The organism is Massilia sp. AB1 (assembly GCF_018119385.1).
Classification (GTDB): domain Bacteria; phylum Pseudomonadota; class Gammaproteobacteria; order Burkholderiales; family Burkholderiaceae_D; genus Telluria.
The window spans coordinates 1-23154 of the sequence record NZ_JAGKSG010000049.1; the positions used below are offsets into that span (position 1 = coordinate 1).

17 protein-coding genes are annotated in these 23154 nt (G+C 67.1%); 13 read left to right on the forward strand and 4 right to left on the reverse strand.

From position 1 onward, the window contains the following. Nucleotides 1-391: 391 nt before the first annotated feature. The 3 genes from J8847_RS20490 to J8847_RS20500 all read right to left on the reverse strand — a co-directional run bounded on the left by J8847_RS20490 (nt 392) and on the right by J8847_RS20500 (nt 2062). Nucleotides 392-1225, reverse strand: a complete 834-nt coding sequence (locus tag J8847_RS20490) for an HDOD domain-containing protein (RefSeq protein WP_211526561.1) — start codon at nt 1223-1225, stop codon at nt 392-394. 79 nt (nt 1226-1304) lie between these two features. Continuing rightward, nucleotides 1305-1586: a hypothetical protein gene (locus J8847_RS20495; RefSeq protein ID WP_211526562.1), complete on the reverse strand. Its 282-nt coding sequence runs from the start codon at nt 1584-1586 to the stop codon at nt 1305-1307. Next, nucleotides 1583-2062 (reverse strand): MarR family winged helix-turn-helix transcriptional regulator, encoded by a 480-nt coding sequence (locus tag J8847_RS20500; RefSeq protein ID WP_211526563.1) that lies wholly within the window; start codon nt 2060-2062, stop codon nt 1583-1585. The genes J8847_RS20495 and J8847_RS20500 overlap by 4 nt, the downstream gene beginning before the upstream one ends. A gap of 136 nt (nt 2063-2198) precedes the next feature. On the opposite strand from J8847_RS20500, the gene J8847_RS20505 reads away from it, so the two are divergent. From J8847_RS20505 to J8847_RS20550, 10 genes are all read left to right on the forward strand, one after another. Next, a complete protein-coding gene (locus J8847_RS20505) occupies nt 2199-3140 on the forward strand; it encodes a GlxA family transcriptional regulator (RefSeq protein ID WP_211526564.1) in 942 nt (313 codons plus the stop codon). A gap of 356 nt (nt 3141-3496) precedes the next feature. After that, complete coding sequence (astC, locus tag J8847_RS20510; protein ID WP_211526565.1) at nt 3497-4738, forward strand: acetylornithine/succinylornithine family transaminase; 1242 nt, start codon at nt 3497-3499, stop codon at nt 4736-4738. A 94-nt stretch (nt 4739-4832) separates the two neighbouring features. After that, nucleotides 4833-5861: an arginine N-succinyltransferase gene (locus J8847_RS20515; protein WP_211526566.1), complete on the forward strand. Its 1029-nt coding sequence runs from the start codon at nt 4833-4835 to the stop codon at nt 5859-5861. A gap of 11 nt (nt 5862-5872) precedes the next feature. Continuing rightward, complete coding sequence (gene astA, locus J8847_RS20520) at nt 5873-6907, forward strand: arginine N-succinyltransferase (protein WP_211526567.1); 1035 nt, start codon at nt 5873-5875, stop codon at nt 6905-6907. Next, nucleotides 6900-8369 carry a succinylglutamate-semialdehyde dehydrogenase gene (gene astD / locus J8847_RS20525; RefSeq protein WP_211526568.1) on the forward strand — a complete coding sequence of 490 codons (1470 nt, stop codon included), beginning with the start codon at nt 6900-6902 and terminating at the stop codon, nt 8367-8369. Before astA ends, astD begins: the two co-directional genes overlap by 8 nt. A 3-nt stretch (nt 8370-8372) precedes the next feature. Further along, entirely contained in the window at nt 8373-9713 is a 1341-nt protein-coding gene (gene astB, locus J8847_RS20530; RefSeq protein WP_211526569.1) for an N-succinylarginine dihydrolase, read from the forward strand. 190 nt (nt 9714-9903) lie between these two features. Beyond that, nucleotides 9904-14607 carry an NAD-glutamate dehydrogenase domain-containing protein gene (locus J8847_RS20535; RefSeq protein ID WP_211526570.1) on the forward strand — a complete coding sequence of 1568 codons (4704 nt, stop codon included), beginning with the start codon at nt 9904-9906 and terminating at the stop codon, nt 14605-14607. Nucleotides 14608-14610: 3 nt separating this feature from the next. Continuing rightward, nucleotides 14611-15612, forward strand: a complete 1002-nt coding sequence (locus J8847_RS20540; RefSeq protein WP_211526571.1) for a succinylglutamate desuccinylase — start codon at nt 14611-14613, stop codon at nt 15610-15612. Nucleotides 15613-15719: 107 nt separating this feature from the next. Further along, entirely contained in the window at nt 15720-16814 is a 1095-nt protein-coding gene (locus J8847_RS20545; protein WP_211526572.1) for an NADH:flavin oxidoreductase/NADH oxidase, read from the forward strand. 155 nt (nt 16815-16969) lie between these two features. Next, nucleotides 16970-17827 carry a head GIN domain-containing protein gene (locus J8847_RS20550; RefSeq protein WP_211526573.1) on the forward strand — a complete coding sequence of 286 codons (858 nt, stop codon included), beginning with the start codon at nt 16970-16972 and terminating at the stop codon, nt 17825-17827. Between the two features lie 25 nt (nt 17828-17852). Here the strand turns inward: J8847_RS20550 and J8847_RS20555 are convergent, their stop codons facing one another. After that, on the reverse strand, nt 17853-19043 hold the full coding sequence (locus J8847_RS20555) for a globin domain-containing protein (protein ID WP_211526574.1): 1191 nt from the start codon (nt 19041-19043) through the stop codon (nt 17853-17855). A 224-nt stretch (nt 19044-19267) separates the two neighbouring features. On the opposite strand from J8847_RS20555, the gene J8847_RS20560 reads away from it, so the two are divergent. The 3 genes from J8847_RS20560 (at nt 19268) to J8847_RS20570 (ending at nt 23142) form a co-directional block, all read left to right on the forward strand. Next, nucleotides 19268-20749, forward strand: coding sequence for an amino acid permease (locus J8847_RS20560; RefSeq protein WP_211526575.1), 1482 nt, complete (start codon nt 19268-19270; stop codon nt 20747-20749). A 6-nt stretch (nt 20750-20755) separates the two neighbouring features. Continuing rightward, nucleotides 20756-21394, forward strand: a complete 639-nt coding sequence (locus tag J8847_RS20565; protein ID WP_211526576.1) for a CatA-like O-acetyltransferase — start codon at nt 20756-20758, stop codon at nt 21392-21394. Between the two features lie 128 nt (nt 21395-21522). Next, complete coding sequence (locus J8847_RS20570) at nt 21523-23142, forward strand: hypothetical protein (RefSeq protein WP_211526577.1); 1620 nt, start codon at nt 21523-21525, stop codon at nt 23140-23142. Nucleotides 23143-23154 lie beyond the last annotated feature (12 nt).

Genomic DNA, 23154 nt, shown 5'->3' on the forward strand with positions numbered 1-23154 from the left:
TTTTTTGTCCGGCGCCTCGACTATTGGCCGAACGCGTCTCCGATATATTCGTTCAGTTTGAAGACAACTATTTGACTGCTGTTGCCCGTAGAAGAGCATTGAGAAGGATGAAAAATAATTCCGCAGTGTGAAACACCGCACGGAGCATTCCCCAAGGGCGACCTATACTGAACTTGTCTCTTTCAGGACATCCCTAGTTTTGGACTTCACCCGCTCCCTCCTCGGAGCGGGTTTTTTTTCGCCTGATTGCGCAGAAGGTAGAAGAAACATGCGCAATGTGAAGCAGCGCACGGAACGAAGGCTGTCGAACCCGTAAAGTGGACCTGTCTCTTTCAGGACATCCCTAGTTTTGGACTTTGCCCGCTTTCTAAGCGGGCATTTTTTTTGCTGCTTACATCAGCGCGGCGGTCAGGCTCTGCACTTCCTCGGCCGACTCCTCGAGCACTTGGGCCAGGGTGCCGGCGCCGATGGTGAAATCGATGGTGGCCGCGCTCTCGGGCGTGGTGGCGCCGGGGCGTTCGAGCAGGGGAGAGGCCACGGGCGTCAGGTCCTTGGCCAGCAGCAGGGTATCGCCGAGGGTCTCGGGCGGCAGGGCGCGCATGCCGTTCCACAGCGCTTCGATGGCGCCCATCACGGCCACCGGTACGCCGAGCTTGAGCAGCACGCCGCGGCCGATGGCCACTTCGCCGTGTTCGATCCACTCGTCCGCGCCGCCGTCCAGCAGGCCGGGATAGCTTTCCGCACGCGACAACAGGTAGAAACCGCCCACTTCGTGGACGATTCCGGCGAACATGGCCGTTTCCGGGTCGACGAAGGAGACGCGGCGCGCGATCACCTGGGCCAGCGCCGCCACGTGGGCCGAATGGGTCCACAGCTGGTCGGCCTTGGCGCGCAGGGCGGGGTCCTGGATCTCGCTGGCCAGCTGGCGCACGATGACGGAGGCCGCCAGCGCGCCCAGGGTGCGGAAACCGACGCGCTGGACGGCCGCGCGCACATTGGTGACATCGTTGCCGGAGCGGTTGTAGGCGACGGAATTGGCGATGGCGACGGTACGCGCCGCCAGCAGCGGCTCGGCCTGGACCAGGCGCGCCGCGTCGTCGATGTGGAAGTCGGGCTCGCCCAGCGCGCGCTGCAGCTTGAGCGTCGCGTTGACGCTGGTGGGGAAGCTCAGTTCGCCGCGCCCGGCCTCGGCGGCGATGCTCTTGAGTGCGGAGAGTCTGTCCATCGAAAAATTATACCCCTATCGCCATGGAAGACTGCCGAAAATTTTCCCTGCGGCATCTTTTTGCCACAGGGAAGGAGCATCAGGGTTCGCTGAAGATGGCGTCGCAGCCGTCCTTCGGCTCTTCGGTGTCCTGGAGTTCGTCGACCAGGCCCAGGTCGAACAATTCCTCGACCGCGTTCATGAAGCTGTTCAGCTTGGTCGCGCCGATGAGGCGGTAGATCTCGCCGGTCTCGTTGCGCACGCCGATCAGCATCTTTTCCTGTTTGACTTCATCCAGCGGGGCGACGTCGAGCAGCAGGTTGCCGATGATGTGCTTGTCGAAATGGGCAGGCTTCTTGCCTTCGATCAGGGAAGTTTTCAAGGGGAGTCCTTTAGTTGGGAAGGTAAGAGGGGCAGGCCGTCGGCATGGCTGCCCTGCGCGATGCTGGCGCGCAGGGTCGAGAGCGCCGCATCGAGGGCGTCGAAGTCGGCTTCGCTATAGGCCGAGAATAATTGTTTTCCATGGGCGACCACCTTGGGGAACACTTCGCAGAATACCCGATCCCCGGCTGGCGTGAGCCGTACGAAAAAGGAACGCTTGTCGTCCGTGCTGCGTTCGCGCATCACCAAGCCTTTGTGTTCGAGGCGTTCGATGACGCCGGTCAAGGTGCCCTTGGTGATCAGGGTCCGTTCGCCCAGCTCCTTGTAGCTCATGCCGGTGGTGTTGCCGAGCGTGGCGATGATGTCGAACTGGGCATGGGTCAGGCCGTGACGGCGTACCGATTCGCCCGAAAAGCGTTCGAAGCCCTGCATGCACTCGGCCAGCAGCCGGACGCTCTTTAAGTATCGTTCCCCCATGGAGAAGATTATAGCCGCCCGACCATGGTTTGCTTGCCAGGTTGTCACCGCCGGGGCCGCTACGGTGATCTCCGGTATGATAGTGGACTACGTTTTGTTTGCCCGGTTTTCTTCATGACACCGCCGACCCACCCCGATGCAGCCTGTTGACCTGTCCCGCCTGGCACAGGAGCGCCCCTTGCGCGTCCTGCTGGTCAATGCCGGCGAGCCGGATGCGCTGACCTGGTCGGCGCTGGTCCAGCCGCTGCGCCTGGCCGCCAAGGCGATGGGGCCGGAGCGGCTGCACGTCGACGTGCGCAGTCCCGACAAGTTCGTCGGCGACGCCCAGCGCCACTGGCACCTGGTGCTGCTGGTGGCGGACGAGTCCGAGGCGGCGCTCAAGCCCGCCAACTGCCGCGCCCTGATCGAACGCTGCCGCGCCGCGCCGTTCTGGGGCGGGGTGGGGGCGGGCGTGCTGTGGCTGGCCGACGCCGGCGCCTTGCACGGCGTGCGCACCGCGCTGCCTTGGGCGCTCTACCCGGACGTGAATGCGCTGGCCGAGCAGGCGCTGTTCACCCCCCATCTCTACGAGTTCGACGCCAACCGCCTGACCTGCTGCGGCGGGGCGGCCAGCCTCGACTTCGCGCTGACCCTGGTGGAGCTGCTGTGCGGCGCCACGGTGCAGGCCCAGGTCAAGGAAAGCCTGTGCGTGGACCGGGTGCGCGGGCCGGACGAGCGCCAGCGCGTGGCCTTGCAGGCGCGCTTCGGCGCCTTGCAGCCCAAGCTGACCGAGGCGGTGGCGCTGATGGAGGCGAATATCGAAGAGCCGCTGTCGACCGACGAGATCGCGCAGCTGTCGGGGATTTCGCGCAGGCAGCTGGAGAGGCTGTTCAAGCAGTACCTGGGTAGCTTGCCGTCGCGGTATTACCTCGAACTACGCTTGAAGCGGGCCAGGCAGCTGCTGCTGGATACCAATCACTCGATCGTTCAGGTGGGGCTGATGTGCGGGTTTTCGTCGGGCTCGCATTTTTCGACGGCGTTTGGGGCGCTGTTTGGGAATACGCCGCGGGAAGAGCGGCAGCGCAAGTTGGGGCAGTAAGTACTTCCTAACCGCGAAACTTGCATAGTTGCAGCATTTCACCCGCCTCTAGCCTAAAAACCGTCATCCCGGCGAAGGCCGGGACCCAAGTTCGCCCGCGTACCGGTCACGCGTGCATTCTCACTGTGCAAGGGAATTGGATCCCGGCCTACGCCGGGATGACGGTTTATAGGCCAGCAATTGTCGGGAAGCTAACGCTTTTCTCCCAGCGACGGCCCCCCATGTTGCTCCCCGACCAAAAATGAAAATCCCCGTCGCACTTCTGCAAGAACTTGTCAGACTGCGTTTCTATAATGGCTCGAACCTGCGGGATCCTGCCCGCGCTAACCCTTACATGATTGGATGAGGAAGAAGCCATGAACGCAAAGCTTGATTCGGGTGTCACCACGCGGCCTGTCACTCGGCAGACCTTCGACGAAGTCCTCGTCCCGACCTACGCCCCGGCCGCGATGGTGCCGGTGCGCGCTGCGGGCCTGGACGTGTGGGACCAGGAAGGCAAGCAATACCTGGACTTCACCTCCGGCATCGCCGTCTCGAGCCTCGGCCACGCCAACCCGGCCCTGGTCGACGCCCTGACCAAGCAGATCAACACCCTCTGGCACCTCGGCAACGGCTACACCAACGAGCCGGTGCTGCGCCTGGCCACGGCCCTGACCGAAGCCACCTTCGCCGACCGCGCCTTCTTCTGCAACTCGGGCGCCGAAGCCAATGAAGCGGCCCTGAAGCTGGCCCGCAAGTACGCGCACACCAAGTTCGGCCCGCACAAGTCGCGCATCGTGTCCTGCCTGTCGTCCTTCCACGGCCGCACCCTGTTCACCGTCTCGGTGGGCGGCCAGCCGAAGTACACCGAAGGCTTCGAGCCGCTGCCGCAGGACATCAACCACATCCCCTACAACGACATCGAAGCCGCACGCGCCGCCATCACCGACGACGTGGCCGCCGTGATCGTCGAGCCGATCCAGGGCGAGGGCGGCGTCATCCCGGGCAATCCGGAATACCTGAAGGCCCTGCGCGAGTTCTGCGACAAGACCGGTGCGCTGCTGGTGTTCGACGAAGTCCAGTCGGGCGTGGGCCGCACCGGCTCGCTGTACGCCTACATGCAGGTCGGCGTCACCCCGGACATCCTGACCTCGGCCAAGGCCCTGGGCAACGGCTACCCGATCGGCGCCATGCTGACCACCAACGAGATCGCCCAGCACTTCGGCGTCGGCTCGCACGGCACCACCTACGGCGGCAATCCGCTGGCGGCCACCGTCGGCCTGAAGGTCGTCGAGACCATCGGCCAGCCGGCCTTCCTGGAGCGCGTCAAGGAAGCCACCGCCAAGATCATGGGCAACCTGGAAAAGCTGGCTGCCGACTATCCGCAGCTGTTCGGCAAGGCGCGCGGCATGGGCCTGCTGATCGGCCTGCCGATGGCGGAAGGCTACAAGGGCCGCGCCAAGGACTACACCAAGGCCGCCGAGAAGCTCGGCCTGATGCTGCTGATCGCAGGCCCGGACGTGGTGCGCCTGGCGCCGGCCCTGGTCGTCTCCGACGCCCAGATCGCGGAAGCGGACCGCATCATGCGCGAAGCCGCCGACGCCTTCATCGCAGGCTAAGCCGCCGCCCGGTTCCGGCCGGCCCGCCTGTCCAAGGGCGCGCCGGCCGGTGCATGTTTCTGGCATCTCCACTGCACCTGGTTAGGGAGTTCACATGTATGTTGTCCGTCCGGTAGAAGTCGCGGATATCGGCGCCCTCGAGGCGATGGCCGCGGCCTCGATGCCCGGCGTGCACACGCTGCCGCGCACGCGCGAAGGCATCCATGCCTTCGTCGAGCGTTCCATCGCCTCGTTCGCCGCCCACGTCGACATTCCGAGCGAGGAGTCCTACCTGTTCGTGCTCGAAGACCTGCGCACGCGCGAGGTCGTCGGCACCGCCGCCATCCATGCGTCGGCAGGCTCGAACGGCACCTATTTCGCGTTCCGCAACGACGTCATCCAGCAGGTCTCGCGCGACCTGAATATCAGCCACAGCGTGCATGCGCTGACCCTGTGCTCGGAGCTGACCGCCTATTCCCAGCTGTCCGGCTTCTACCTGCGCGACCGCGACAACGCGGGCATCGAGGCCGCGCTGCTGTCGCGCGCCCGCCTGCTGTACGCGGTGCTGGCGCCGCACCGCTTCGGCGACCGCTTCTTCGTGCCGCTGGCCGGCCGCACCGATCCTGACGGCCAGTCGGCCTTCTGGAACGCCCTGGGCCGCAAGTTCTTCAAGATGGACTTCCTGGACGCCGAGCGCGTCATCGGCGGCGCCCGCAACCGCACCCTGATCGTCGAGCTGATGCCGCACTATCCGGTCTATGTGCCGCTGCTGCCGGGCGACGCCCAGGCCGCGATGGGCCAGATCCACCCGAGCGGCCAGCTGGCCTTCAACTTGCTGACGCAGGAAGGCTTCGAGGCCGACGAATACATCGACATCTTCGACGGCGGCCCGATCCTGCAGGCGCACAAGGGCTCGCTGCGCTCCTTCAGCGGCTCGCAGGTCCGGCGCGTGGAAACCGCCGGTCCGGCCGCCGCGCCGGAATCGCTGGTGAACTACGCCGTGGCCAGCACCGAACAGCACTTCCGCGCCGTCACCGTGGCCTGCCCGCCGGCCGAGACCAGCCAGGTCGTGTGCCTGCCGCGCGAAGCCCAGCAGGCGCTCGGCGTGACGCAGGGCGACAACGTCATCTGCGTGCGCATCTAGGAGACCCACCCATGCTCGTAATCCGTTCCGCCAAGATGTCGGACCTGGACGCCCTGATCGTGATGGCGCGCCTGGCCGGCAGCGGCATGACCACGCTCAAGCCGGACCCGGACATGCTGGGCAAGCGCCTGCGCACCGCCGAGGCCTCGTTCGCCGAAACCATCCCGCCCGAAGAGCGCGACTACATGTTCGTGCTCGAGCACACCGAGGACAACAGCATCGCGGGCGTGTGCGCGATCAAGGGCGCGGTCGGCCTGACCGAACCCTTCTACAACTACCGCATCGGCACCCTGGTGCACTGCAGCCGCGAGCTGGACGTGTTCACCCGGATGGAAACCCTGTACCTGTCGAACGACCTGACCGGTTCCAGCGAACTGTGCTCGCTGTTCCTGCTGCCGCAGTACCGCGCGGGCTTCAACGGCAAGTGGCTGTCCAAGAGCCGCTTCCTGTTCATCGCCCAGTTCCAGCACCTGTTCACCGAAAAGATCATCGCCGAGATGCGCGGCTACCAGGACGAGAAGGGCGATTCGCCCTTCTACGAAGGCCTGGGCCGCCACTTCTTCAAGATGGACTTCGACCACGTCGACGGCCTGACCGCGCTGGGCAAGAAGTCCTTCATCGCCGAGCTGATGCCGCGCCAGCCGCTGTACGTCGACTACCTGCCGGATTCGGCGCGCGAGGTGATCGGCATGGTGCACACTTCGACCCAGCCGGCGCGCCGCCTGCTGGAGCAGGAAGGCATGCACTACGAAGGCTATGTCGACATCTTCGACGCCGGCCCGGTGCTGCAGGGCCGCGTGTCCGACCTGCGCGCGGTGCGCGAAAGCGTGCTGGCGGTGGCCGATGAAGGCGCGCCGGAAGGCGATACCGAACACATGCTGGTGTCGAACACCCAGCTCGACAATTTCCGCATGATCCTGACCCGCGCCGTGCCCGGCTCGGGCCGCGTGCTGCTGAGCGCCCAGGAGATGGCGCAGCTGCACCTGCGCGCCGGCGACACGGTGCGTACCCTGACCCTCACTCCAAGGAAAAACGTCAATGGCTAAGCTCTCGAATTACATCAACGGCGAATGGCTCGCCGGCAGTGGCGCCGAACTCGCTACCATCGACCCCTCGACCGGCCGCCAGACCTGGACCTCGAACCAGTCGACCGCGGACGACGTGGCGCGCGCCGCCCAGGCCGCACACGCCAGGTTCGAAGCATGGGCGTTGACGCCGCTGGAAGAACGCATCGCCGTCTGCACCCGTTTCCGCGACCTGCTCAAGGAGCACAGCGAGGAACTGGCCGCCATCATCGCCGAGGAGGTGGGCAAGCCGCTGTGGGAAGCGCGCACCGAAGTCGCGACCATGGCCAACAAGATCGACATCTCGGTCCAGTCCTACGGCGCGCGGACCGGCGAGACCGCCGCCAAGGTCGCCGACGGCAACGCCGTGCTGCGCCACCGCCCGCACGGCGTGTTCGCCGTCTACGGCCCCTACAACTTCCCCGGCCACCTGCCGAACGGCCATATCGTGCCGGCCCTGATCGCCGGTAACACGGTGGTGTTCAAGCCGAGCGAATATGCGCCGCGCACCGCGGTCAAGACCGTGCAGCTGTGGGAGCAGGCGGGCCTGCCGGCCGGCGTGCTGAACCTGGTCAACGGCGGCCGCGACACCGGCGTGGCCCTGGGCCAGAACCCGCTGATCGACGGCATCCTGTTCACCGGCAGCAGCCAGACCGGCGCCGCCCTGCACAAGCAGTTCGGCGGCCAGCCGGGCAAGATGCTGGCGCTGGAAATGGGCGGCAATAATCCGCTGGTGGTCTGGGATATCAAGGACATCGACGCCGCCGTGCACCACGCCGTGATGTCGGCCTTCATCTCGGCCGGCCAGCGCTGCACCTGCGCGCGCCGCCTCATCATCCAGGACAACGCGCAAGGCCAGGCCTTCCTCGACCGCCTGGTGGAAGTCGCGGCCAAGCTGCAGGTCGGCCCGTCGAACGCCGATCCGCAGCCCTTCATGGGCCCGGTCGTATCAAGCGCGGTCGCCGCGCGCCTGGTGCAGGCCCAGGCCGAAATGGCGGCCAAGGGCGGCAAGGTGCTGCTGCAGATGAAACAGCTCGATCCGAACGCGGGCTTCGTCACCGCCGGCATCGTCGACACCACCGACGCCCAGGGCATCGCGGACGAAGAGTGGTTCGGCCCGCTGCTGCAGGTGATCCGCGTGAAGGACTTCGACGCAGCCCTGCGCGCGGCCAACGCCACCGAATTCGGCCTGGCCGCGGCGCTGCTGTCGCCATCGGAAGAGCTGTGGAAGCGCTTCGCGGTGCGCGCCCGCGCCGGCATCGTCAACTGGAACCGTCCGACCACCGGCGCGGCCAGCTCGGCCCCGTTCGGCGGCGTGGGCAAGTCGGGCAACCATCGCCCGAGCGCCTACTACGCGGCGGACTACTGCGCCTATCCGGTCGCCTCGATCGAGACGGCCGAACTCGAAATGCCGGCCAAGCTGTCGCCGGGACTGGTGTTCTAAATCATGCGCATCGCACGCGAATTCAACTTCGACGGCCTGGTCGGGCCGTCGCACAACTACGCCGGCCTCTCGTTCGGCAACGTGGCCTCGTTCAACAACGTCCGCAGCGCCTCCAATCCGCGCCAGGCCGCCCTGCAGGGCCTGGCCAAGATGCGCGAGCTGGCCGCGCGCGGCTATGCGCAGGCGGTCATGCCGCCCCAGGGCCGCCCCAACTTCCGCCTGCTGCGCCGCCTGGGCTTCTCGGGCACCGATGCCGACGTGCTGGCGCGCGCCTACCGTGAAGCGCCGGTGATCCTGGCCTGCGCCTACTCGGCCGCGCCGATGTGGACCGCCAACGCCGCCACCGTCAGCCCTTCGGCCGACTCGCAGGACGGCCGCGTGCACTTCACCGCCGCCAACCTGAACAACAAGCTGCACCGCTCGGAAGAGCATGTCCAGGCGACCCGCACCCTGCGCGCGATCTTCAAGGACAGCAGCCGCTTCATGGTGCACGATCCGCTGCCGCCGGTGCCGGCCTTCGGCGACGAGGGCGCGGCCAACCACACGCGCTTCGCCAGCAGCCATGGCGCCGCCGGCGTCGAGTTCTTCGTCTACGGCCGCGTCGAGTTCGACCCGTCGGCCCCGGCGCCCAAGAAATACCCGGCGCGCCAGACCCTGGAAGCCTCGCAGGCCGTCGCGCGCCTGCATGGCCTGGACCCGGCGCGCACCGTGTTCGCCTCGCAGAACCCGGACGTGATCGACCAGGGCGTGTTCCATAACGACGTGATCGCGGTCGGCAACGGCAACGTGCTGTTCTACCATGAGCAGGCCTTCGCCGACGAAGCGGGCACCCTGGACGCGCTGCGCCGCGCCCTGGCCGGCGTCGGCAGCGACCTGGTGCCGGTGCGCGTGGCGGCCGCACAGGTGCCGGTGGCCGACGCGGTGGCCAGCTATCTGTTCAACAGCCAGCTCCTGACCCGCGCCGACGGCAAGATGGCCCTGGTGGTGCCGCACGAATGCCGCGAAAACGCTGCCGTGTCGTCCTACCTGGGCGGCGTGGTGGGCCGCGGCGGTCCGATCGACGAGCTGATCGAGTTCGACCTGCGCCAGAGCATGCGCAACGGCGGCGGCCCCGCCTGCCTGCGCCTGCGCGTGGCGCTGACCGACGAGGAAGCGGCGGCCATGCACCAGGGCGTGATCATGACCGAGACCCTGTATGCGCAGCTGGTGGCCTGGGTCGAGAAGCACTATCGCGACCGCGTCGAGCCGAAGGACCTGGCCGACCCGCAGCTGGCGATCGAATGCACCACGGCGCTCGAAGAGCTGACCCGCATCCTCGGCTTGCCGGGCTTGTACGACCTGTAAAGACATACAACAGCGGCCATGCGGGAGGGATGACCCGGCCCGTACGGCATGTTCTAATAATGGATTGACGAGTCTGCGGAAAGACGGACCGCCAACGGAATTCGGACGGGACACCCCCGTCCCATACAGCAGGGCGATGCAAGAGCCACAAGCCGGAGCGCGCCGGGCACACAAACTTTGGAGAAGTAAGATGAATGACATGTCGAAAGACCTGCGTAACCAGACGCTCTCGCTGGTCAACGCAAACCACGCAGCCGCCGCCACCGGACAGGTGGGCGCACTGATCGGCGCGTGGCTCGGATCGCTGGATGACGAAGACCTGGCCGGCACCGCGCCCGCGAGCCTGGCGCCCGTGCTGTGGGAAGGATTCTCGCAGCTGGCCCAGCGCACCGGCCCCGGCTGCCAGATCGCCACGATGGGCTATTCCGACGGCCGTGGCGGCAAGGCGACCGCCCTGCTGATCCTGAATGACGACATGCCTTACCTGGTCGACTCGTTTGTGATCGCCCTGCGCAAGGAGCGCCAGACCGCCGCCGGCGTGATGAACGCCGTGCTGCCGGTGCGCCGCGACGCCAATGGCGCCGCCGTCTCGGTCGGCGAAGCCGGCGCGCCGCTGGAATCGATCGTCCTGATCCTGATGAGCGACGAACTCGAATTCGGCGAACTGGACGCGCTGACCGCGCGCATCCGCATGGTCGCCAACGACGCCGCCGTCGTGCACCGCGACGCCCTGGCGCTGGGCGACCGCCTGACCGCCGTGGCTGCCGCCGCCGCATCCGCCGGTACCCCGGAAGGCCAGGAAGTGGCCGCCTTCCTGGAATGGGCCAAGAACGAAGGCTTCGAGCCCTTCGGCTACGCCTACTACGTGGTCAAGCCGGACGCGCGCGAACTCGAGCGCGACATCCCGAGCCGCATCGGCGTCCTGAAGGATACCGCGCACCCGGTCTACGGCAGCTGCCTGGCCAACATCCCGGGCGACTTCGAGACCCTGTCGCGCCGCGCCGACACCCTGTCGATCGTCAAGGCCGACGTCGAAGGCACCCTGCACCGCGACCAGCCGCTGGACTTCATCGGCGTGCGCGACACCGACGCCCAGGGCAAGATCCTCGGCGAGCACTGCTTCATCGGCCTGTTCACCCGCGCCGCCACCCTGACCCCGCTGGCGCGCCTGCCGTTCGCGCGCGGCCGCGTCGCCAAGGTGCTGTCGATCGCCGGCGTGCGCCAGGAAGGCTTCCGCGCCGAGAAGTTCGTCGAGATCCTCGAATCGCTGCCGCGCACCGAAGCCCTGGAAGCCGAGCCGGAATGGCTGGCCCAGGTGTGCAGCTCGGTCGTGTCGCTGTACAAGCAGCCGCGCCCGAAGGTCTTCGCGCGCCGCGACGTCTACCGCCGCCATTTGAACGTGCTGGTCTACCTGCCGCGCGAGCGCTACAGCGCCGCCGTGGGTTCGAGCCTGGCCCAGGCGTTGCAGGAAAGCTCGGGCGCGGTTGAGGTGCGCGTGCAGCCGCTGATCGCCGACGGCCCGCTGGCCCGGGTCTACCTGATCGCCCACGCCGCCCGCTATCCGCTGGACCTGGAAACCGACATCCAGCAGCCGCTGCTGAACGTGCTGGACGGCTGGCATGACCGCTTCGCCGCCCTGACCAACGGCATGGACGACAACGCCCAGCGCAGCACCCTGCGCAAGCTCGGCGCCAACCTGCCGGTCAGCTTCGTCACCGCCACCGCGCCGGAAACCGCCTTCCGCGACCTGCAGGCCGTACTGAAGAACGGCCACGCCGGCCGCGTCACCGTGCGCATCGAAACCGGCGGCGGCAATGGCGAAGACGCCTCGATCCGCCTGTACTCGAGCGACGACGTGCCTTCGCTGTCGCGCATCCTGCCGGCCCTGCAGAACGCCGGTATCGCGGTCGACCGTGAGCAGACCTGGGCGATCAAGACCGCCGACGGCGCCCGCCACAACGTGACCGCGCTGGCCGTGGACGACGAAAGCGGCGCCAAGCTGATCAAGCCGGGCATCGTGGAAGTGGCCGAAGAGCTGTTCACCGCGCTGTTCAACAATGAGGCCGAAGACGGCCGCATGAACGGCCTGACCATCGAAGGCGGCCTGTCGCTGCGCGAAGTGCAGCTGGTGCGCGCCTACATCAGCTACTGGCGCCAGCTGGGCTCCAAGTTCTCGGTGCGCTACATGGCCGAGACCCTGCGCACCCAGCCGGCCCTGGTGAAGGAATTCGTCACCGGCTTCCTGCTGCGCTTCGATCCGAAGCTGGGCGAGTCCGAGCGCGCCGCGGGCACCGCCAAGCTGGCCGCCCTGAAGGCCGGCTTATCAAGCGTGAACCACGCCGACACCGAAGAGATCATGGCGGCCCTGGTCGACCTGTGCATGGCGACCGTGCGCACCAACTACTTCCAGAACGACGGCGAAAAGATGATTTTCAAAGTCGACACCAGCAACCTGGCGCTGGCGCCGGAACCGCGCCCGTACCGCGAGATCTACGTGTTCTCGCGCCGCTTCGAAGGCGTGCACCTGCGCGGCGGCCCGGTCGCCCGAGGCGGCCTGCGCTGGTCGGACCGCATGGAAGACTACCGCACCGAGGTGCTGGGCCTGGTGAAGGCGCAGATGGTCAAGAACGCCGTCATCGTGCCGGCCGGCTCCAAGGGCGGCTTCGTCTGCAAGCAGATGCCGCAAGGCGCCCCGCGTGAAGTGGTGGCGGCCGAAGGCGAAGCAGTCTACCGCCTGTTCATCGCCAGCCTGCTGGAAGTGACCGACAACCGCGTGCGCGGCGCCATCGTGCCGCCGGAGAACACCGTGCGCTTCGACCAGGACGACCCGTACCTGGTGGTGGCGGCCGACAAGGGCACCGCGACCTTCTCCGACATCGCCAACAGCATCGCCGTGCAGCGCGGCTTCTGGCTGGGCGACGCCTTCGCTTCGGGCGGCTCGAACGGCTACGACCACAAGAAGATGGGCATCACCGCCAAGGGCGCCTTCGAAGCCGTCAAGCGCCACTTCTACGAACTGGGGCACGACATGAACACCACCCCGATCACCGTGGTCGGCGTGGGCGACATGTCGGGCGACGTGTTCGGCAACGGCGTGCTGCTGTCGCGCCAGCTGAAGCTGGTGGCGGCCTTCGATCACCGCCACATCTTCCTGGATCCGGCCCCGGACGTCGAAGTCTCGTTCAAGGAACGCCAGCGCATGTTCGCGCTGCCGCGCTCTTCGTGGGAAGACTACGACAAGGGCCTGATCTCGAAGGGTGGCGGCGTATTCCCGCGCTCGGCCCGTTCGATCGAGCTCTCGCCGGAGATCCGTGCCGTCCTCGATATCGAGGAAAGCGCGCTGGCGCCTGAAGAACTGATGCACCGCATCCTGAAGGCCCCGGTCGACCTGTTCTACAACGGCGGCATCGGCACCTACATCAAGTCGTCGAGCGAGACCCACGCGCAAGTGAAGGACCGCGCCAACGACCGCATCCGCGTCAGCGGCAACGAACTGCGCTGCAAGGTGGTGGCGGAAGGCGGCAACCTGGGCGCGACCCAGGCCGGCCGCATCGAGTTCGCGCTCAGCGGCGGCCGCATCTTCACCGATGCGATCGACAACTCGGCCGGCGTGGACTGCTCCGACCACGAGGTGAACATCAAGATCTGGCTGGACACCGAAGTCAACGCAGGCAAGCTGCCGGAAGCAGACCGCAACCGCGTGCTGAACGAGATGACCGGCGCCGTGGAAGACCTGGTCCTGCGCGACAACACGCTGCAGACCCACCTTCTGACCCGCGAAGCGCAGGCGCAGGCCAGCGCCTCGGTGGTGGACGGCTACGCCGCCCTGATCACCAACCTGGAATCGGAAGGAGCGGTCAACCGCGACCTGGAGCAGCTGCCGAGCGACGCCGAACTGCAGCGCCGCAAGGCGCTGGGCCTGGGCCTGACCGCGCCGGAACTGGCGGTCGTGGTGGCGAACGTGAAGAACCGCTTCAAGCGCACCCTGTCGGCGCTCGACCTGACCTCCGAGTCGTGGGCCGATTCGCTGCTGCGTCCTTACTTCCCGGCGCAGCTGGTCGCCACCCGCGACCCGCTGGATCACCCGCTGGCCAACGCCATCCTGGCGACCGTGCTGGCCAACGAAGCGGTCAACCGCTGCGGTCCGCTGATGCTGCGCGACCTGGCCGCCGAGCACCGTGTCGACGAGACCGACGTGGTGAAGGCCTGGGCCCGCGCCTGGTCCTCGCTGCACCTGGCGCCGGTGTTCGACGCCCTGGACGCCGACGCGCTGAACGTGCCGCGTGACGTCTCGGTGGCGGTCGACAGCCGCACCCGCGGCCTGATGCGCGCCGTGATCGAAGGCGTGCTGTCGATGCCGGCAGGCGCCGACGGCATGTCGGAACTGTCGTCGCTGTTCGGCCAGGCCGACCAGCTGCGCAGCCTGACCCCGCAGCGTTCGGAAGCCGACGGCCACACCGGCCTGCCGGCCCCGTTCACCGCGGCCTGGAAGGCGGTCGAGACCATCGAGTCGCTGGCGACTTTCCTCTTCGCGGCGGTGTCGGTGCAGCGTCCGGGCGGCATGAGCCTGGCCCAGTTCCTGCAGGTCGGCATGGCGCTGCGCCAGCAGGCCGGCATCGACACGCTGGAACGCGGCCTCAAGCTGCCGGCGCAGACCAAGTCGCAGGAGCAGCTGCGCAACTACGCGATGCAGTCGCTGCGCCGCGCCCAGCAGCGCCTGCTGCTGCAGGTGATCGAACGTGCCGGCAAGGGTGGCGACGCCCTGGCGGCAGTCGGCGAAGTCACCCGCGAGCACGGCCTGACGGGCTACGCCCAGCCGCTCGACCTCGAGCAGGCGATGCTGGACGTGTGGGCGCTGTCGGAAGACTCGAATCCCGAGCGCCTGGCTGCCTGAGCGATGAGCACAGCAGGCATTCCTGCGCTGCCGGAAGCGGTGCGCGCCCTGGCCGAAGCGGATTTCGGCCCGGTCGCGCAGCGCTTCTCGGAAGCCGGTTTCCAGGTCGGCTTGCCGGCGCCCGGCATCCTCACGGTGAAGGGCGCCGCGGCTGACGCGGCGCGCCCCAGCGTGCTGGTGTCGGTCGGCGTGCATGGCGACGAGACCGGGCCGATCGAAATGACGGCCTATGTCATCGAAGCGCTGTCGCGCGCGCCGCGCGAGCTGGCGGTGGACCTGATGCTGTGCGTCGGGAACATCGACGCGATCGCGGCGGGCAAGCGTTTCATCGATGCGGACCTCAACCGCATGTTCCGTACCGAGCGCGGTTCGCTGGCCGGTACCGCGGAAGCAGGGCGGGCCGATGTGCTGATCGCCGCCACGGTCGCCTTCTTCGAAGGGGCGGGGCCGCAGCGCTGGCACCTGGACCTGCACACGGCGATTCGTCCCTCGCACTATCCGATGTTCGCGATCGTGCCCGAGCTGATCGCGGACGAGCCGCGCAATGCGCTGATCGAGTGGCTGGGCGAGGCGGGGATCGAGGCTGTCATCATGAACCCGAAGTCTGCCGGCACCTACAGCTACTACACCTCGGAGCACCACGGCGCGGCCGGCAGCACGGTCGAGCTGGGACGGGTGGGCACCTTGGGCAGCAACGACCTGTCGCAGTTCGCCGATGCGTCGGCGGCGCTGGAACGCCTGCTGCGCGGACAGCCTGCTGGTCCGACGCAGCGCTCGCCGCGTGTGTTCAAGCAGGTGCAGGAAGTGGTCAAGCTGTCGGACCAGTTCAGCATGAATGTCGGGCGCGAGACATGGAATTTCACCGCGCTCAAGAAGGGTGATGTAATTGCGGCCGATGGCGACACCGTGTACACCGTGAAGCATGACGAGGAGCTGGTCGTGTTTCCCAATCCGGACGTGCGAGTAGGGCTGCGCGCTGGATTGATGGTGGTGCAGGTGGACTGACCAAAGCCGTAATACTCACTAAGCCCACGCAACAAAACGACGTCGTCCCCGCCTGCGCGGGGATGACGTTTTAGGGCTAGACTGGTGCCTTTGCCTCCGGAGCCACCATGAGCAAGCTGTTCTCCCCCACCGCACTCGGCCCCCTGCAACTCTCCAACCGCATCGCTATCGCCCCGATGTGCCAGTACTCCGCCATCGAAGGCATGGCCACCGACTGGCACATGATCCACCTCGGCAGCCTGGCCTTGTCCGGCGCGGCGCTGCTCATCATCGAAGCCACCGCCGTCGTCCCCGAAGGCCGCATCTCGCCCGACGACCTGGGCCTGTGGTCCGACGCCCATGCCGAGGCCCTCGACCCCGTCGTCTGCGCGATGCGCCGCCATTCGCCGATCAAGATCGCGATCCAGCTCGCCCACGCGGGCCGCAAGGCCTCGAGCCAGGTTCCTTGGGAGGGAGGCGCCAACATTCCCCCTGACCAGCCGCGCGGCTGGAAAACCGTGGCCCCGTCGAGCGTGCCGCACGCCGAAGGCGAACCGGCGCCGCTCGAACTGGACGACGAAGGCCTGGCGCGCATCCGCGACGGCTTCGTGTCCGCCGCCAAACGCGCCCATGCGCTGGGCCTGGACGCTATCGAACTGCACGGCGCCCATGGCTACCTGCTGCACCAATTCCTCTCGCCCCTGTCCAACCTGCGCCAGGACCAGTACGGCGGCTCGCTGGACAACCGCATGCGCTTCCCGCTCGAGATCTTCGACGCCGTGCGCGCCGCCGTCCCACGCAAGATGGCGGTCGGCATGCGCATCTCGGCCACCGACTGGGTCGAGGGCGGCTGGGAGATCGAGCAGAGCCTGCGCTTCGCCCAGGAGCTCAAAGCGCGCGGCTGCGATTTCATCCACGTCTCCACCGGAGGCCTCTCGCCAGCCCAGAAAATCGCCCTGGAACCGGGCTACCAGATCGCCTATGCGCAGCGCATCAAGCGCGAGACCGGGATGCCGACCATCGGCGTGGGCCTGATCACGGAACCCGAGCACGCCGAGCAGATCCTGCAGAACGGGGAAGCCGACGTCATCGGCCTGGCGCGCGCCATGCTGTACGACCCGCGCTGGCCCTGGCACGCGGCGGCGAAGCTGGGCGACCAGGTTGTCGCGCCGCCCCAGTACTGGCGTTCGCAGCCGCGCGAGCACAAGGCCTTGTTTGGCTGAGCATCGGCTGAACGTTCGCGTCGCAGCGCCGCAGTTCAACCCGCGTTTTTTGCAGCCTGTCGCATCCAGGCCGCGGGGGAAGGGATGGGTTGCTAGAGTGGCATGGTTGGCGCTTCGCGCCGGAAGAACGACAACCATACCCACAAAGGATAGCCATGCGTAAGCTTCTTGCCCTCGCCGTACTTGCCACCCTCGGCGGCTGCGCCATCATCGTCACGCCCAACGAGGGGACCCATGTCCAGACCATGTGGAGCAAGGGCGCCGAGAACGGCAACGGCATCGCCGCGCGCGACCAGCGCGCCGTGGCGGCGCTCCCCGGCCTGGACGTGAGCGGCTCGCTGCCGGTCGAAGTGCGCGTTGGCCCGGCGGCCTCGCTGCTGGTGGAGGCGGACAGCAACCTGCTGCCCCTGATCCGCACCGAACCGAATGGCCATACCCTGCGCGTCTGGACCGAACAGGAGCTGCGCAGCAAGACCCCGATCCGCATCGTCTATACCACGCCGCGCCTGAGCGAAGTGCGCGCCTCCGGCTCGAGCCGGGTAGAGGTAAGCGACCTGAATGGCGCGCCGCTGGACGTGCGCAAGAGCGGTTCCGGCGAAGTGCGCCTGGCGGGGAGGGTGGAGAGCCTGAACGCGCGCGCCAGCGGCTCCGGCGTCATCGACGCCGCCCGGCTGCACAGCGCCAGCGCCGACCTGGACCTCTCGGGGTCGGGCCGCATGACGGTGGGGGACGTGCACGGCGACTATGCGCGCGTGAACGTGAGCGGTTCTGGAAGGCTGGAAGCGAGCGGCGCGGTGCGCTCGCTGAATGCGCGCGTGAGCGGTTCGGCCAGCGTCGACCTGGCTGGCCTGAACACGCAGGACGCCGACCTGGGCACCAGCGGTTCGGGCGGTATCCGCGCCACGGTGAAGCAGTCGCTGATCGCCCGCACCAGCGGCTCGGGCGGCATCCGCGTCTATGGCCAGCCGGCCCAGCGCAGCCTCAGCGGAGACAGGATCCACCTGCTCGATTGAGAACCGCGAAGGCCGGCCTTGAGGATTACAGCAGGTTGTCCAGCAGGTCCGGCCCGAACACTTCGCGGTGCAGGCGGCTTGCCGGTGCGCCGGCGGCCAGCAGCGCGTTCCACTGCGCCTGCATGAAGGGCAGCGGGCCGCACAGGTAGACGTCGGTCTCGCCCTTCGGCCACGACGGCAGGCGCGCCAGCTCCATCTTGCCCGGCAGCGCCTCGCCGGCGGCGCCGTCTTCATAGAAATTCACCACGTGCAGGTAAGGCATGCGCGCCGCAGCAAGCGCGATGTCGGCCTGGTGCGCATGATGCTGCGCGTTGCGCGCGGCATGCGCGAAGATCACGCGGCGCTCCGGGTTGACCTGGGCGATGCGGTTCAGGGTGGCGATCATCGGGGTGATGCCCACGCCCGCGGACAGCAGCACCACCGGTTCGTTCGACTCGGTATCCGGCTGGAAGTCGCCGAACGGGTGGCTCACGTTCAGCACGTCGCCCACCTTCACGTTCTGGTGCAGCCAGGTCGACACCGCGCCGGCCGGCGTCGCGCCTTCCGCATCTTCGCGCTTGACCGAGATGCGCAGGCTGTCCTTGCCGAAGGTATCGGACAGGCTGTACTGGCGCAGCTGGCGGCGGCCATCCTCGAACACCACTTCCACGCTCACGTACTGACCGGCCTTGAACGCGGGCAGGACCATGCCTTCCTGCGGCGCCAGGCGGATCGCAATGACGTTGTCGCTCTCGCGCGACACCTCGGTGACGCGCATGGCGCTCAGCTGGCCCGGCTCGATGCCTGCGTCCGCATACATCTTGGCTTCCGCGTCGATCAGCACGCGCGCCAGCGAGCCGTAGGCTTCTTCCCAGGCCTTGAGCAGCGGTTCGGTGGCGGCGTCGCCCAGCACGGTCTTGATCGCGCCCAGCAGGTGGAAACCGACGATCGGATAGTGGTCGGCGCGGATACCGACTGCCGCATGCTTGTGCACGATGCGGCTGACCACCGGGCCCAGGGCCGCGGCGTTGTCGATGTTGGCCGCGTAGGCGAAGACCGCCGAGGCCAGGGATTGCTGCTGCACGCCGCTCGCCTGGTTGCCCATATTGAAGAGGTTGGTCAGTTCCGGGTGCGCCGCGAACATGCTGGCGTAGAAGGTGCGGGTGATGGTCAGGCCATGCTCGCGCAGGACAGGGACGGACGCGTCGATGTAGGGACGGGAAGCGGCGGAGATCATGTTTTTTCCTTATTGATGCATGCTCAATGCATATTTAGGTTCTAAAAAATGCGCCTTGAATGGCGACGGCAGAGATCAGACGGGATCATTCTAACAAAGATGCACTTTCAGTGCATCATTTAAGAAAACAATTTTATTGCTGCGTTGCAGACTCCCCTATAATCCCTGCTTTTACACCCGCGGCTGCCGAGCCGCTCCATGCCTCAAGCACCAAAGGACACGCCGTGAATCTGACCCTGGGCCAAAAGCTGTTCCGTACCAAATCGGCAGAACGCCATACCGAAAGCCATAGCGGCGCCGAGGTGGGCCTGCAACGCTCCCTGGGCCTGTTCCCGCTGACGATGATCGGCGTCGGCGCCACCATCGGCACCGGCATCTTCTTCACCATGGTGGAAGCGGTGCCCAAGGCCGGCCCCGCCGTGGTGCTGTCTTTCCTGATCGCGGCCATCACGGCCGGCCTGACCGCGCTGTGCTATGCCGAGCTGGCGGGCCGCGTGCCGGCCGCCGGTTCCTCGTATTCCTTCGCCTACGCCACCGTGGGCGAGTTCGCCGCCTTCGTGGTGGCGGCCTGCCTGCTGCTCGAATACGGCCTGGCGGCCAGCGCGACGGCGATCGGCTGGTCTGATTATTTGAACAACTTCCTGCAGAACGCCTTCGGCTGGCAGATTCCGCCGGAGCTGCGTTCGCCGATGTTCGTGTCGGACCATAACAACGTCCATTTCAACCCCGGCCACTTCAACCTGCCGCCGGTGCTGCTGGTGATCATGTGCTGCATCCTGCTGGTGCGCGGCACCAAGGAATCGGCCACCACCAACGCCATCATGGTGCTGGTGAAGCTGGCGATCCTGGTGTTCTTCGCGGTGATCGCCTTCAGCGGCTTCGACGCCGCCAACTTCCAGCCTTTCTTCAATACGGACAACAGCAAGGGCTTCGCCGGCATGGCCGGCGTGACCGCCGCCGCCGGCACCGTGTTCTTCTCCTTCATCGGCCTGGACACCATCGCCACCGCCGGCGAGGAAGTGCGCGACCCGCGCCGCAACGTCCCGATCGGCATCCTGGCCGCGCTCCTGATCGTCACGGCCTTCTATTTGATGGTCGCTTTCGCCGCCATGGGCGCCCAGCCGGCCCACCTGTTCGAAGGCCAGCAGGCCGGCCTGTCGGTGATCCTGCAGAACGTCACCGGCAAGGCCTGGCCGGCGCTGGTGCTGTCGGCCGGCGCGGTGGTGTCGGTGTTCTCGGTGACCCTGGTGACCATCTACGGCCAGACCCGCATCCTGTACGCCATCAGCCGCGACGGCCTGATCCCGAAGACCTTCCAGAAGGTCAGCCCGCGCACCCAGGCGCCGGTCAGCAATACCGTGATCGTGTCGATCGCCGTGGGCCTGGTGGCCGGCCTGGTCGACTCCACCTTCCTGTGGGACATGGTGAGCATGGGTACCCTGACCGCCTTCATCGTGGTGTCGATCGCCGTCCCGGTGATCCGCGCCAAGCAGGGCGACGCGCCGCCGGCTGACGGGTCGAAGCGGGGCTTCCGCGTGCCTTTCGGTCCTTACCTGATTCCGGGCCTGTCGATCTTCGCCTGCCTGTACATCATGAAGGACTTATCAAGCACCACCTTCCGCGTGTTCGCGATCTGGATGGCGGTGGCCGTCGCCACCTACTTCCTTTACAGCGTGCGCCACAGCCGCCTGAACAAGGCGCAGTAAAGCAGCATGGAGAAGTTCGAGCTGCGGCGCGACCGCTTCGCGCTGTTCGACAGCATGGACAGCCCGGCGGTCAACATCTGCTTCAGCCTGGACTTGCCGGACTTCCGGCCCTGGTGCAAGGAGCAAGGCCTGGCGCCCTTCCACGTGCTGCTGTGCGCGGTGCTGCGCTCGATCCTGAAGATCGAGCATTTCCGCTACCGGATCCTTGACGGCGAAGTATTCCGCATCGATCGCCTGACGCCGTCATTCACCGTGATCAACCAGCACCAGGACCTGAACTTCGCCCAGTTCGCGTGGACGGACGACCTGCGCGAATTCGTCGCCCGCGGCCTCGCGGCGCGCGAGGAAGCCAGCAGCATGGCGGAACTGAACGACAAGTACCGCAGCATGTCGCCGCGCGAGGCCAAGGAGCAGGTCTTCATCACCTGCATTCCCTGGCTCGACTTCACCTCGATCCAGCACCCGACCGCCAAGCTCGGTTCGCCCGATATTCCGGCGCTGGCCTGGGGACGCTTCCGCGACGCGCCGAACGGCCGCCTGCAGCTGCCCTTTGCGGTGCAGGGACATCACGGTTTCATCGACGGCTTCCACATCCATCAGCTGGCGCAGCAGATCGAGGCCGAGCTGTCGGACATGATGCGCTGACAGGCGGACGCAGCCTGATTTAACGCCAGCGACCGCTCGCCCCCTCGTTTCTGCAGCCTGTCGCAATCGGCGCGGCATGCCATCCGTCGCCCGTTAGGATCTTCCGGACAGCATACGGGGAGTACATCATGTGGAAATGGATCATGGCGGCGGCCCTCCTGGCGGCCGGCGCCGCAGCCCAGGCGCAGCCGCGCGAACTGAGTCCGCAGCAGTGGCATGAAGACCTGCGGGTGCTGGCCGAGAGCATGCCGGCGCGTCACCGTAATCTTTACCATACGATGACGCGCGAGCAATTCGCCGCCGCCGTCGCCAGCCTCGACGCCCGCATCGACACCCTGCCGCGCCACAAGATCATCGTCGAGATGGCGCGTATCGCCGCCATGGCGGGCGACGGCCATACCAATGTCGCGCCCACGCGCGATCCGCAGATCGGCTTCCGCGCCTTCCCGCTGGCGCTGTATTTCTTCGAGGACGGCCTGTACGTGCGCGCGGCGGCGCAGCAGTACCGCGACCTGGTCGGCGCCAGAGTGGTCGGCATCGGTCCGTACTCCACGGCCCAGGCCTATGCGGGGGTGCGCGAGATCATCGGCCGCGACAACGAGCAGAACGCTCTGTTTTTCGCGCCCCACCTGCTGGTGATGCCGGAAATCCTGGATGCGCTCGGGATGGGCGAAGGCCCGGACCGCGCGCGCCTGATCGTCGAGCAGGACGGCAAGCGCCGGGTAGCCGACTTGCGCGATCCGCTGCCCGCCGAGATGATGCCGCCCGATACCGACCTCAGTTTCATGCCGCGCCAGGGATGGACCGATGCGCGCGCGACGACGCCGCTATGGCTGCGCGACGCCCGCAGCAAGTTCCGGATGGAGCATCTCGCTGCCGGGAAGATCCTGTACGTGCAGCTCAACCAGGTGGGCGACGAAAAGAACGACACCCTGGCGGCGTTCGCGCGCCGCATCGAGGATGCGGCGGCCAGGCACAAGGACGCAAAGATCGTGCTCGACCTGCGCCTGGACCGCGGCGGCAACGGTGCACTGGTACCGCCCCTGATCGCGAGCCTGGTCCGGGCCACGCCGCCGGGCGGCGAACCGCGCCTGTTCGCGATCACGGGCCGCGCCACCTTCTCGGCGGCGCAGTTCGTGGTCAACGACCTGGAACGCTACACGGATGCGGTGCTGGTCGGCGAGCCGACCGGCGGCAAGGCGAATTCGTACAGCGATTCGCGCAAGATCGTGCTGCCGCACAGCGGGATCACGGTGCGCGTGTCGACCGTGTGGTGGCAGGTGGACGAGCGTGACCGGCGCGAGTGGTCGGCGCCGGTGCTGTCGGTGGCCCAGAGTTTCGAGGATTATCGCAAGGGTGTCGATCCGGCGCTGGCGGCGATCCAGGCTTATCGTCCAGGACCGCCGCTGGCGGGCATCCTGTCGAAGGCGGAGACGGCGGCGGCGGTGCGCTCTGGCTACTCCGGCTGGCGCGCCCAGCCTGCCAACCGCTATGCCGATGCGCAGGCCGCTTTCCAGGAGGCGGGCTACGCGCTCCTCAAGCAGGGGAAGGCGGATGCGGCGCTGGCGGTCTTCGAGCTGTGGACGACGGCGCATCCGGCTGTGGGCTGGGGTTACGAAGGGCAGGGGGCGGCTTATCTTGCCAAGGGAGATCGGGAGCGGGCGGTCGAGGCTTACCGGCGTGCGTTGAAGCTCGAGCCGAGTTCGGGGGCGTCCGCCGACGCGCTGGCGAAATTGCAGGCCCGCTAAAGCACCGTCGTT